General features: G+C 49.2%; 12 protein-coding genes. 7 read left to right on the top strand and 5 right to left on the bottom strand.

Annotated elements, in window-relative coordinates:
• A partial coding sequence (locus Q0X35_RS04050; protein WP_297565792.1) for a UvrD-helicase domain-containing protein occupies positions 1-2,005 on the bottom strand: 2,005 nt, incomplete at its 3' end.
• 324 nt (positions 2,006-2,329) lie between these two features.
• Between Q0X35_RS04050 and Q0X35_RS04045 the strand changes: the two genes are divergently transcribed.
• Positions 2,330-2,554, top strand: coding sequence for a DUF3107 domain-containing protein (locus tag Q0X35_RS04045; RefSeq protein WP_297565790.1), 225 nt, complete (start codon positions 2,330-2,332; stop codon positions 2,552-2,554).
• Between the two features lie 21 nt (positions 2,555-2,575).
• Positions 2,576-4,126 carry a DEAD/DEAH box helicase gene (locus Q0X35_RS04040; protein ID WP_297565778.1) on the top strand — a complete coding sequence of 517 codons (1,551 nt, stop codon included), beginning with the start codon at positions 2,576-2,578 and terminating at the stop codon, positions 4,124-4,126.
• 4 nt (positions 4,127-4,130) lie between these two features.
• On the opposite strand, the gene Q0X35_RS04035 is transcribed toward Q0X35_RS04040, so the two are convergent.
• Positions 4,131-4,982, bottom strand: a complete 852-nt coding sequence (locus Q0X35_RS04035; protein ID WP_297565767.1) for a PHP domain-containing protein — start codon at positions 4,980-4,982, stop codon at positions 4,131-4,133.
• Between the two features lie 30 nt (positions 4,983-5,012).
• Here Q0X35_RS04035 and Q0X35_RS04030 point away from each other — a divergent pair, with 30 nt between their 5' ends.
• From Q0X35_RS04030 to Q0X35_RS04010, 5 genes are all read left to right on the top strand, one after another.
• Positions 5,013-6,617: an aminopeptidase P family protein gene (locus Q0X35_RS04030; protein WP_297565764.1), complete on the top strand. Its 1,605-nt coding sequence runs from the start codon at positions 5,013-5,015 to the stop codon at positions 6,615-6,617.
• A complete protein-coding gene (locus tag Q0X35_RS04025) occupies positions 6,610-7,926 on the top strand; it encodes a magnesium transporter MgtE N-terminal domain-containing protein (RefSeq protein WP_297565761.1) in 1,317 nt (438 codons plus the stop codon). Before Q0X35_RS04030 ends, Q0X35_RS04025 begins: the two co-directional genes overlap by 8 nt.
• 3 nt (positions 7,927-7,929) lie before the next feature.
• A complete protein-coding gene (locus Q0X35_RS04020; protein WP_297565758.1) occupies positions 7,930-8,499 on the top strand; it encodes a DUF1003 domain-containing protein in 570 nt (189 codons plus the stop codon).
• 62 nt (positions 8,500-8,561) lie between these two features.
• Positions 8,562-9,689, top strand: coding sequence for an Mrp/NBP35 family ATP-binding protein (locus Q0X35_RS04015; protein WP_297565755.1), 1,128 nt, complete (start codon positions 8,562-8,564; stop codon positions 9,687-9,689).
• A 47-nt stretch (positions 9,690-9,736) separates the two neighbouring features.
• A complete protein-coding gene (locus Q0X35_RS04010) occupies positions 9,737-10,366 on the top strand; it encodes an O-methyltransferase (RefSeq protein WP_297565751.1) in 630 nt (209 codons plus the stop codon).
• Between the two features lie 133 nt (positions 10,367-10,499).
• Here Q0X35_RS04010 and Q0X35_RS04005 read toward each other — a convergent pair whose 3' ends face one another.
• The 3 genes from Q0X35_RS04005 to Q0X35_RS03995 all read right to left on the bottom strand — a co-directional run.
• Complete coding sequence (locus Q0X35_RS04005) at positions 10,500-10,670, bottom strand: DUF3117 domain-containing protein (RefSeq protein WP_084789947.1); 171 nt, start codon at positions 10,668-10,670, stop codon at positions 10,500-10,502.
• Between the two features lie 86 nt (positions 10,671-10,756).
• Positions 10,757-11,536, bottom strand: a complete 780-nt coding sequence (locus tag Q0X35_RS04000; RefSeq protein ID WP_297565743.1) for a TIGR00730 family Rossman fold protein — start codon at positions 11,534-11,536, stop codon at positions 10,757-10,759.
• 67 nt (positions 11,537-11,603) lie between these two features.
• Positions 11,604-12,162, bottom strand: a 559-nt coding sequence (locus Q0X35_RS03995; protein WP_297565740.1) for a sugar phosphate nucleotidyltransferase, incomplete at its 5' end; no start/stop codon positions are given.

Here is a 12,162-nt window from a genome sequence, read left to right as displayed (position 1 = left end):
CAGCCAGAGTGACGGTACAGAGCTCTGGCACTTTCGTAAGCGGATTTCGAAGACGCGTATCCGGCCATTTACCCTCATCTACTCCATACAACACCACCTGCTGCCAAGATCTCCCGCTGCTAGCAGAAGGAGTAGTCAGAGTAACCTCATCTCCTCCTTGACCCGTGCGCGCGATGCTATCTTCTGGCACGTCTTGCGTGAGTAAATACTCTAGTAGCGTATACAGATTAGAATTTTCCGGATCCCGCTCATATAAGCGCTGCGCTACGCGGAAAAGCTGAATCATCACATCTAAATCCATATTTGCAACTTCAGCTGCCGTTCCTTTTGAGAGCGCAATTTTCTGCCAAGTTTTCGCTACTCCTATTTCTTCCCAGATTTTCCACAGTGCATCTTCTGGATTTGCACGGGCTACCTCCCGTACGGCAATTACCAATTGCACTGCCTGTGCGAATTCCGGAACTTTCGCCAATATCGGATCTTGCGGATCCGTAGACAGCAAACAAATTAACTCATCGCTATTGCGATTTCCACCCTGCGCTATTTCCCAACCCCGCAACTCCTCAATTGCTAGGCGCATACGCCCCGGATTAATAGTTAAAAACTTTCCCGTCAATAACTCTTGCACTAGCTGCGGCGTAATTTTTTCCCGCAACTCTAAATCAGCTAGTTCCGGAAGTGCAATTTGGCAAAGGACGAGCAAGGATTCTACCACCGCATAATCTTTCAAAGGCTGTGTAGCTGGCAAAGCCGCCACCGGAACCCCTAAACGCATTAAAGATTGCCGTAAACGCACTAGATCATTTTGCGATCTGGTGATTACTGCCATTTGCTTATAAGGCACTCCTTCACGCAGATGTAACCTGCGGAAATGCTGAGAGATATAATTAATTTCTTCAATTTCATTCGGGAAACTGCGAAATTCTACTGCGTCATCCAGCTCTGCAGCCTCCGCAGCTAATTGATATTTACGCTGTTTACCGCCGCCCGCAGTGTGGATTCCAGAAGAAATTTTTGCAAGCAATCGCTGCAGCTCTTTTCCACCTCGATAGCCGAACTCTAAATAAAAACGCTGTGCTTCTAAGCCGCCAGATTTTTTGGGGCGGGTAAGTAAATCTGAAAATCGAGCTACTCCACCTCGAAACCCTTGCACACCTTGATCGGGATTTCCGAATGCTACTATTGCGGAACCATCCGCTTGCAGCTGCTTTAGAAGTGTGAGTAGTGAGAGTGAGGCATTTTGTAAATCATCTATAAACACCCAATCCCAACGGGGTTTTTTCATATCTAAAGCTTTTAATTCTGCGGCCGCGAAAGCCTCAGTCCATTGCTTAAGTATTCCTGCGGCACTGCTCACTAGCCGCGCATGATCTATCCGGTCTGGATTAGCTGATTTCACTCCAGCCGCCGCCGCTAAAGATTTTTCATAAGCAGCCATTATTTCACTACCAATACCCCAAATTGGGTTGTGGTACTTCTCCCCTAATTGCGCCAAATCTGCCGGAGTTAAATTCAATTCCGCTGCGCGCATTAATAAATCACGAAATTCAGAACGAAAATCCGGTAATTCCTGCGCTTCGTCACTAAACTTTTCTAAACCAGGAAAAGAAAAAATTGCCTCCGCATTATCTGCTCCGCCTGCCAAGGTAAAAATTTCTTTTAGGATTAAATCCTGCTCTGCGCCAGAAAGTAACTGCGGCTCTTCTCTTCCTACTGCTTGAGCAAAAGTAGAAAGAATAGTGAAAGCAAAAGCGGCAACCGATTGCACCGAAATATTATCGGGAAGCCCCCCGAGCGTGCGCGATAGAGAATTACGCAAATCACCGGCTGCTTTTCTATCCGCATTTAGCACGGCAATTCGCGCCCTCGGATATTTACGCGCAATTTGCTCTACACAAGCTGCCAGTAGGGTACTCTTGCCGCTACCAGGCGCACCCAGTACTGATAAAGCACAATTGGGGAGACATGCTTCTAATACCGCTTGTTGCGTTGAATCTAATTGCACCAATTTTCCCTCTATCCGCTCGGCGTTGAATTTCTACTTTTAAGAATAGCTGAGCCCTCCGAAAAATTTTTTGCCTCCGGAGAATCTTCGCTTGCCCAAATTTTGAAAATAGCGGCAGAAAAACAAAATAAAGCTGAAATACATTATTTTCAAAAGAAATGAAACAGAATAAGCAACATTAGAACAGAATAAGCAAAATTAGAAAAGAGAGCCCGCTCTCCTCAAATTCCGCTTCCCCGCCCTGCGCGCTAGACTTAAGTACGAATAATCAAAGAAAGAAATATAAATCTCAGGCGGGCAGAGCCGCGGAAAAGCGAGGTTGCTATGGATATTAGCGTAGGGGTATACCATTCAGATGTGACGCTTACCCTGGATGTAGATATGAATGCAGAAGAACTTACTTCCGCCATCACCGAAGCTTTAGACGAACAAAAACTACTGAAATTACCTGGGAAAGATGGCAGCCAGCTTCTAATACCGGCCTCTTCACTTAGCTATGTGAAAATTCTGAAAGAAGAGCAACGGCGGGTAGGGTTTGGCTTTATTTAAAAAGAAAGTTTATTTATAGTAATGACGCAAATATCCGGAATTGTTGATACTTCTCACTCCGCCGTCCCACAAGAGCCACAAACGGCTGCTGATATTAGCGGCACTGGCGAAGAAATGCAGCTAGATAAAAAAAGTTTTGCAGATTTCCATATTTCACAGCCAATGGTAGAAGCTTTGGCGGAAAAAGGAATCGTCCACCCCTTCCCTATTCAAGCTCTTACTTTACCTATTGCCTTGAAGCGATCCGATATTATCGGCCAAGCGAAGACGGGGACGGGGAAAACTCTCGGTTTTGGCTTGCCGATGTTGGAAAACGTAATAGGAGAAGGCGAAGCCGGCTGGGAGGATTTAGAAAATCCGGGAGATCCCCAAGGAATAGTGATACTCCCGACCCGAGAGCTGGCCAAACAAGTAGCCGATGATTTACGCGATGCAGCCGCAAAACGCTGCGTACGGATAGTAGAGATTTACGGCGGAAAAGCTTATGAACCGCAGGTAGAAGCTCTGAAAGCGGGAGCAGAAATAGTGGTGGGCACTCCGGGGCGGCTGATTGATTTACTAAAGCAGCACACTCTGCGCTTACAGAATGTAAAAACTGTGGTGCTAGACGAAGCCGATGAAATGCTTGATTTGGGATTCTTAGAAGACGTAGAGACGCTTCTGGCTGCTACTCCGCCTAATCGGCATACTATGCTCTTTTCGGCCACTATGCCGGGCCCGGTAATCGCCATGGCCCGGCGTTATATGAGCAAACCGACGCATATTCGCGCACAGGATCCGCGCGATGATTCCACCACGGTGAAGAGTGTGCAGCAAGTAATCTATCGGTGCCACTCCTTGAATAAAATAGAAGTGGTGGCGCGAATTCTCCAAGCTCGCGCGCGCGGATTGACCATTATCTTCACGAGGACTAAACGTACGGCTTCTCAGCTGGCAGCGGATTTAGAAAAACGCGGTTTCGCCACCGGTGCCCTCCATGGAGATTTGGGGCAAGGAGCGCGCGAACAGGCGATGCGTGCTTTCCGAAAAGGAAAGATAGATGTATTAGTGGCCACCGATGTGGCAGCGCGAGGAATTGATGTAGACGACGTCACCCACGTCATCAACTATCAGTGCCCGGAAGATGCCAAGATTTATTTACATCGGATTGGGCGCACTGGCCGAGCCGGCAATAAAGGCACCGCAATCACTTTCGTGGATTGGGAAGATTTAACCCGCTGGGCAGTAATTAACAATACTTTGAAATTAAATTTCCCTACGCCCGTGGAGACCTACCACACCTCGGAGCATCTTTACACTGATTTAGATATTCCGGCGGAGGTGACTGGAAAACTACCGCGCGATAAACAGCTCCGCGCTGGGTTAGCGGCAGAGGAAATTGAGGATTTAGGGGAAACTGGTATCCGGAGCAAACGGCGGCATCCTGCGCGAGTTAGTGGTTCACGCCGCCGCTCTAGTGAAAAAACATCCCGGCGCCGCGCCCACAAAGCTGCCCGCGGAAGTAAAAGAGATAAAAATAGCGCAGCGGCGAAAGCATCTTCGCCGCGGAAGCGGAAGCGGATTCGTAAATAAGTAGCTACTTCATTTCTGGCTGCAACACCGGTAAGTAAGTATCGGAGCAGAGAGCAGAAAATACTTCTGGGCTAGTGCAGTTTTCTCCTAATCGGTTCGGCTTCCCCCGCCCGTGATAATCACTAGCTCCTAAAGCGGCTAAGCCTAGCTCCGCTACCAACTTCGCCAAAGAATCACGCAATTCAGGTAAATTGTCACGATGCGCCACTTCTACTCCGAATAGCCCGGCGTCTCTAAATACGAAGAAAGCGGCGTCAGAAATCATTTGACCACGTTTCGGAGCACGGGGATGCGCCAACACCGCTTTCCCGCCTGCTTTCACTACCCATTCGATAGCTTCTAACGTACTAGGAGCATACTGGGGTAAATAATATTTACCACTCGGATGCAAAATCGTGGCAAATGCAGCACTACGATCAGGCACGTAGCCTTTTTTTACTAAGACGTCGGCAATATGTGGCCGCCCTAGGGAACGGCTAGACTCTCCCTCTTCCACGACTTCTTCCCAGGTGATTGGATAGTCAAGCGCAATTTTTTCCACCATTTTTTGGGTACGCTCTTGGCGAGCAGTGCGCAATTTTTCTTGATGTAGCCTCAATTCCGGAAAATCTGGATTAAAAAGGAACCCGAGCAGATGCACACTTATATTTTCCCAGCGGGTACTGATCTCCATTCCTCGCACTAAACTCACTCCGCTGCTATTTACCTGCGCAGCGGCTTCTTGCCAACCGGCGATAGTGTCATGATCAGTGATTCCCACTACTGTTAAGCCCGCTTTTTGGGCAGAGTATAGGAGCTGCTGCGGCGTATCGGTACCATCTGAGCAGTTCGTATGCGCATGTAAATCAATAAGCATATATAAAGGATACGTGGAATAATTGCCTATATGAGGGATGTAGAAAAAATAACCGCCGAAATCGAGAAAAGAGCCCGGGCCCGGACCCACAGCCCGGAAAATAGTGCTTTCCAAAAATTTATTGGGGAAGATTGGGGAGAAAGACCCGCGGGGCCAGCTCGAGCAGAGGTAGCAGATTACACTCCCGCTCGCCGCGCAAAGCTCGGAGAGCTATTTCCGAAAGAACGGCTCGTATTTCCCGCGGGTATTTATAAAGTACGCTCTAACGACACCGATTACCGCTTCCGCGCCCACTCCGCTTTTGCCCATTTAACGGGTCTAGGCGCCGAACAAGAGCCTAATGCGGTATTAGTGCTGCACCCACAAGAAGAAACTAGCGCCAGCGCCAGCGCCAGCGACACCGGTGGAAACGCTAACAGCAGCGCCAGCACTGCCACCCATCGCGCCGTCCTCTATTTTCATCCACGCACTGCGCGCAGCGATGCCGAATTCTATAACGATCCACAGTATGGAGAATTTTGGGTAGGAGCGCGGCTTTCTAGAGCAGAAATGAGCACGCTCACCGGCTTGGAAGTTAAAAATATTACCGAACTAGAAGCGGATTTAGAAAAAGATCTCGGCAAAGAAGTAAAAAACTTGCGTATTATTCGCCGGGTAGATAAAAACTGGGAGCAAAAAGTGGCAAAATTGCGCTCGCGTTTTCTACCGGCAGTAGAAGAAGCAGAAAGCACGGAAAAAGATTTCCAGCTGGAAGAAGCCGCCTCCGAATTGCGCTTACGAAAAGATGCTTGGGAAATTGCCCAGATGGAGGCAGCTATAGCGGCTACAGCGCGCGGATTTCGGGAAATAATTCAAGAATTGCCGCGCGCGCGCCAGCATGTACGCGGAGAGAGAGTAGTAGAAGGAGCCTTCAGCGCTCGGGCCCGCGAAGAAGGAAATGGGCTGGGATATGAAACTATTGCGGCCAGCGGCAACCACGCCAATACTTTGCACTGGATTCGTAATGACGGCCCGGTACGGGAAGGAGATTTAATTCTTATTGATGCAGGGATAGAGATAGATTCCCTCTATACAGCAGATATCACTCGTACTCTCCCCGTCAGCGGTTCTTTTACCCCTATACAAAAGAAAATTTACAATGCGGTACTAGCGGCGGCAGATACAGCTTTTGGGCGCGCCGGCGAGCCGGGGGTGCGCTTCCGCGATGTGCACAGTGCCGCTATGGAGGTAATAGTTGCGCATCTGCAAGATTGGGGAATTATTCCGGACGGAGAAGCTGGAGAGTTTGCGCGCAAGCAGCAGTACTACCGGCGGTGGATGCCTCACGGCACTTCCCACCATTTAGGAATCGACGTGCACGATTGCGCCCAAGCGCGCCGAGAAATGTATCAAGAAGCGCTACTTGCGCCAGGCATGATTTTCACTATTGAGCCCGGTCTGTATTTTCGCGCAGATGATTTGAAAGTCCCTCCGGAGTTCCGCGGAATTGGCGTGCGCATAGAAGATGATATTCTAGTGACAGAATCCGGAGTCCGCCGGCTCTCGGAATTTATACCGCGCAGTGCCACCGCAGTGGAAAATTGGATAGCAGAAATACAGGATAACTGCCCAGAGGAAAGGCCGGAAGATGAGTAAAGAAGAGCGCCCGACCCGCATTTATATTGGCAGGCTAGCAGGCACTAGCGTATTTGACCCTATCGGAGACCGGGTAGGAAAAGTGATGGATGTAGTGGTACTTTTCCGTCTCCTCTCTGCTCCTTTAGTGGTGGGTCTGGTAGTAGAGGTAGCCGGAAAACGGCGCGTATTCATGCCGCTTACCCGCATTATCTCTATCGAAAATGGACAAGTAATATCCAATGGGCTAATAAATTTACGCCGTTTTTCGCAGCGCTCTACCGAAACTTTAGTGGTGGGAGAAATTCTCGATCACCAAGTTGATTTTAAAGATGGAAGCGGAAAAGCTTTTGTCGAAGATGTGGCAATGGAGAGCACCCGCGTGAACGAATGGCGCCTCACCTACCTCTATGTGCGCATGGCAAAAGGCGGGAAAGATGCCGGAAATAAAATCATTACCCCTATTTCAGAAGTGACTGGCTTAGCCTCCAAAATTGAAAATCAAAAAGCGAGTGCTTTAATTTCCCAACTCGAAGGATTAAAAGCTCCAGATGTGGCCGACGTACTGCGGGAACTTCCCCATCACCGGATGGTCTCCGTAGCCAGCCAGCTCCGCGATGCTCGCCTCGCCGATGTGCTCGAAGAAATGGGCGAAGAAGATCGAGAAATCATCGTAGCAGGCTTAGATATCGAGCGTGCCGCCGATGTGCTCGAAGAGATGCAACCAGATGACGCAGCCGACTTAATGGCCAGCCTGCCTAGTGCCCAAGCCGAAATTTTACTCAGCCGGATGCAACCAGATGACGCAGCCGACGTGCGCCGATTGATGTCCTATGGAGAAAGAACTGCCGGCGGCTTGATGACCACTGAACCAATCGTACTGCCGCCAGATGCCACTGTAGCTACTGCGCTCGCTCATTCGCGGCGTGCCGATGTACCCCCGGCACTGGCAACAATGGTGTTCGTCTGCCGCCCACCTCTCGAAACGCCGACCGGTAGATTCCTCGGCGTAGTGCATCTGCAGCGCGCACTCCGGAAACCACCTGGCACAATGCTGGGAGAGATTTTAGATACTGATATCGAACCAGTCTCCCATGATGATGGTATCGGTACAGTGACCCGCTTATTAGCTACTTACAATCTGACAGCTATTCCCGTAACTTATGAAGGTATTCTCCTCGGCGCAGTATCAGTAGACGACGTCCTCGACCACCTATTGCCAGCCGATTGGCGCGAATACGACGAAGATGTGCTGGATGCAGCAATAGATGAACGCCACGGAATGCTGCACACTAAAGCAGTAAAACACGAAACTTTGCAGGAGGGGTGAGAAATGGCCGAAAATTTTGATCAGCCACTAGATAAGAATGCGCGCAAAATTCGAGCTAACCGCTCCCGTTGGGATAGCAACACCACTGGTGTGGCGGCAGAGCGCATTGCCCGTTTTACTGGCACCCCCCAATTCTTGGTTTATTTGACGATATTCGTCACCCTGTGGATTGGGTGGAATACTCTTGCCCCGGAAGCCTGGCGTTTCGACAGTGTGGAAATTGGTTTTACTGCTTTGACGTTAATGCTTTCCTTGCAGGCTTCCTATTCCGCACCCTTGATTCTTTTGGCGCAAAACCGCCAAGATGACCGCGACCGGGTAAACGCCCAAAGAGACCGGCAGGTAGCAGCCCAGAATTTGGAAGATACCGAATACTTAGCGCGCGAAATTGCCGCTTTCCGGATTGCGATTTCGGAAGTAGCTACGCGCGATTTTATTCGCGGCGAGCTACGCGATGTAGTAGAAGATATTAAGAAATCAGAGATTCCACCGCGCACTTTAAGTGATAAGAATAAACGCATTGCCGAATTGGAAGCTCGTATCGCCAAATTAGAAGCGGAACTGCATGGTTAGTATTTTCTCTCCAAGTGACTTTCTTAATATCGCCCCTATATTAGCCCAGTTAGGATAAATGTATGAGCTTACCGACTGTAGAAGAAGTAACCGCGGCTCTCGCCACCGTAGTAGATCCGGAAATTCACCGCCCTATTACAGAAATCAATATGGTGGGAGATATCGATATTAGCCCCGCGGGGGTGGCGAAAATAGAAATTCGGCTCACCACCGCCGGCTGCCCTTTAAAAGATCAGATAAGTAGCGAAGTAAAAGAAAAAATTTCTGCTCTGCCCGGGATCTCCCAAGTCGAAGTGCTTTTAACGGAGATGAGTGCAGAGCAAAAAGCGGATTTGCGCAAGAAACTGCGCGGAGGCGTGGCGCCGAAAGTGATCCCCTTTACTCAGAAAGAAAATTTGACGCGCGTATACGCTATTTCCTCTGGAAAAGGCGGAGTGGGGAAATCTTCCGTCACGGTTAATCTTGCAGCAGCGATGGCGAAAAACGGGAAAAAAGTAGGGATTGTAGACGCTGATATCTATGGATTTTCTATTCCCCAAATGATGGGGGTAACTACTCCCCCGCAAGTACTCGAAGGAATGCTCATTCCTCCCGTAGCGCATGGGGTAAAAGTAATTTCTATCGGCATGTTCTTGGAAGAAAATACTCCCGTCATTTGGCGTGGCCCTATTCTCCATCGCGCTTTAGAGCAGTTTTTTGCTGATGTGCACTGGGGCGATTTAGACGTGCTCTTTATCGATTTACCGCCGGGGACTGGCGATGTTCCTATATCGATCGCACAGCTTATCCCGAAATCAGAGATTATAGTCGTCACTACTCCCCAAACTGCTGCCGTGGAAGTAGCGGAGCGAGCTGGAATAATGGCGAAGCAGACGCAGCAGCGAGTAGTCGGCATAGTGGAAAATATGTCTTATCTAGAGCTGCCAGATAATACCCGCATGCCTATTTTTGGCAGTGGCGGCGGCAAAGAAGTGGCAGAGCAGCTGAGTAGTATTTTAGAATACAAGGTGCCTTTATTGGCAGAAATTCCTCTGGAACAGGCGCTGCGGGAAGGCGGAGACGCTGGAGTGCCAATTGTAATACAAGAAGGATCCAGCCCTGCCCAGCAAGCTCTGCGAGAAGTGGCAGAGCAGCTCGGTAAGCGCGCCCACGGTTTAGCCGGACTTTCCCTCGGAATTTCTCCACTTTAGTCTATTCCAAGCTAAAATAGAGAGCACAGAGCAGAGAGGATTTGTTGATGGGGCAAAATAAAGCCGCTTCGTGGGCTTATGCAGAAGAGCAGAGTAATGAGCCAGAATTGATTGCTCAGGCTCGCGCAGAAGCGGAAGAGTTGGGAATTATTTCTCTCTCTCCGGCTACCGGAAGATTTCTCGCGCTATTAGCTTCCCTACCTCATATTCACAGTATTGCCGAAGTAGGTACCGGCACCGGTGTAAGTGCTCTCTATATGCTGGGAGCTTCTCCTCAAGCAGCTATTACCACTATCGATATTGAAGCAGAAGCACAAAACTATGCCCGCCGGCATTTTTCTCAACTCGGCTTGCGCACTTCCAGGTACCGCCTAATCAACGGGCGCAGTGCCGATTTACTTCCTCGGCTTGCCGATGCCGCTTATGATTTAGTGCTTATTGACGGAGATCCTTTAGAAGCGGCGGGAGATACCCAAGAGGCGGTACGTATGTTGCGGCCGGGTGGAATTCTTCTTGTAGCCCACGCTCTAAATGGCGATAGAGTAGCTAACCCGGCCCGCCGCGATGAGGCTACGGTAAGTCTGCGTAACTTAGGTCTAGAAATTCTGGAATCCGAAGCATTGCATTCATCTCTGATTCCTTTAGGAGATGGACTGCTCGTAGCTGTAAAACGCTAAAAACTAGCCCCAAATAATCACTACCGCTAGCCCCTACTCACTGCTGCTAGCCTCTAATTACCCCTAATTGAAAATAGCTGAATCGCCAGCAGTGCAAGTTGCGTTAATTAGCGGTGCAAGTTGCGTTAATCTGCTAGAGGTTGACGATTTTCCCTAGCACTTCATAGAGCTCAGCTATTTCTTCTTCTCCAAACTCCAATACCATGCGTCCACCGCCTTCGAGAGGAATACGCAAAGTAGTACCGCGTATATCACGCTCCGCCTCTAAGGGGCCATCTCCGGTACGCGGTTTCATTGCCGCCATTAGTTCTCTCCTTCCCGCGATTGCTCGCATTACTCTCTATTCTACGCGAAATAACGGAAAAGCGAGAAGTAAATTTTTTCTGGCGGCTACCGAGAGGTTTTTTCTGCTCTTTTTTCGTCAGCTAAGCGATGGATACCTTTTTGCAAAGCAGCTATCACTTCTTCACAGGTATCTACAACCGTAAATAACTCCATATCGCTCTCATTTATCATTCCCTCAGCTAAAAGGCGCTTCTCAATCCACTGGTCTAAACCAGCCCAATATTCTCTCCCCACTAGAATTACCGGAAATGAAGATATCTTATGCGTCTGCACGAGAGTGAATGCTTCAAAAAGTTCATCTAGAGTTCCGATACCTCCCGGCATTACGATGAATCCTAAAGCATATTTGACGAACATCAACTTGCGCACAAAAAAATAGCGGAAATTAATTCCAAGATTTACGTACTCGTTCATTGACTGCTCAAAAGGCAATTCAATTCCCAGACCGACTGATACGCCACCCGCCTGCGCAGCTCCTTTATTAGCTGCCTCCATGATTCCCGGGCCGGCACCCGTAATTACTGCATAGTCTAACTCCACCAGCCGCGCAGCTATTTTTTCGGCCAGTTCATAAAATTCGCTACCACGCGCAGCCCGGGCTGAACCGAAAATAGATACCGCCGGACCGAGGTTGGCCAGAGCATCAAAGCCTTCTACAAATTCTGCTTGAATGCGCAGTACTCGCCAATTATCTGAGTGCACAAATTCTGTATCTTGCCGGGGGCGCAGTAAATTCGCATCCGTGGTTTCAGTAGGAATCTGGGAACCCCGAAAAAATACGGGGCCTTTATGATATTTCTTATTCTGTCTTTCTACTTTCTTCACACTCTCAGAATATCGATTGTGAATAGTAAAACCCAACAAATACCAAAAACTACTCCCGTAGCTTTCTTTAACGTAAATTTTCTAAGGCAGCTGGTAGATTATCCACTACCTCTTTTACCCGCTGTGCCTGCTCTTGGGTGGTCACAAAAAGTACATCGGCACATTCCACCACTACCGCTTTTTCTATTCCCAAAACGACGACGGGCTTTTCCGCACTGTAGATTAGCGCATCTGGAGCCGCTAACGTATGCACCAGAGCTTTTGCATCCCGCGGCAATTGCAGCGGATCACCCGGCGCCGCAGCTGCAGCTTTTTTCTCTAAAATTTCCGCCAAAGATTTGTAATCACCTACGTCTGACCAGCCCATTTCTACTGGCACCGTAGCTACCCCACCCTCTTTAGCTAGCGGCTCGGCGATTGCGTGATCGATAGCTATTTTCGGTAATTTTTCCCAGATATCGGCGATAGCAGCCGCGCGATTGGGAGTATCCCAGGCCGCAGCGAGATCATTTAGGCCGGCCGCTAATTCTGGTTGAAAACGCTGCAGCGCAGCCAACAGTACAGATGTCCGCGCGATAAACATTCCCGCATTCCACTTGTATTCGCCACTTAAAAAATAATTGGTG

Source organism: uncultured Arcanobacterium sp., from assembly GCF_947253055.1.
Taxonomy (GTDB): Bacteria; Actinomycetota; Actinomycetes; order Actinomycetales; family Actinomycetaceae; genus Arcanobacterium_A.
Note: the sequence above shows the minus strand (reverse complement) of the source record. Positions and strands in the feature narration are given on the sequence as shown.

Bases quoted from the DNA above. Each gene is read 5' to 3' on its own strand.
- Q0X35_RS04020 (WP_297565758.1), top strand. From the start codon at position 7,930: ATGGCCGAAAATTTTGATCAGCCACTAGATAAGAATGCGCGCAAAATT.
- Q0X35_RS04005 (WP_084789947.1), bottom strand. From the start codon at position 10,670: ATGGCGGCAATGAAACCGCGTACCGGAGATGGCCCCTTAGAGGCGGAG.
- Q0X35_RS04040 (WP_297565778.1), top strand. From the start codon at position 2,576: ATGACGCAAATATCCGGAATTGTTGATACTTCTCACTCCGCCGTCCCA.
- Q0X35_RS04015 (WP_297565755.1), top strand. From the start codon at position 8,562: ATGAGCTTACCGACTGTAGAAGAAGTAACCGCGGCTCTCGCCACCGTA.
- Q0X35_RS04035 (WP_297565767.1), bottom strand. From the start codon at position 4,982: ATGCTTATTGATTTACATGCGCATACGAACTGCTCAGATGGTACCGAT.
- Q0X35_RS04030 (WP_297565764.1), top strand. From the start codon at position 5,013: ATGAGGGATGTAGAAAAAATAACCGCCGAAATCGAGAAAAGAGCCCGG.
- Q0X35_RS04010 (WP_297565751.1), top strand. From the start codon at position 9,737: ATGGGGCAAAATAAAGCCGCTTCGTGGGCTTATGCAGAAGAGCAGAGT.
- Q0X35_RS04025 (WP_297565761.1), top strand. From the start codon at position 6,610: ATGAGTAAAGAAGAGCGCCCGACCCGCATTTATATTGGCAGGCTAGCA.
- Q0X35_RS04045 (WP_297565790.1), top strand. From the start codon at position 2,330: ATGGATATTAGCGTAGGGGTATACCATTCAGATGTGACGCTTACCCTG.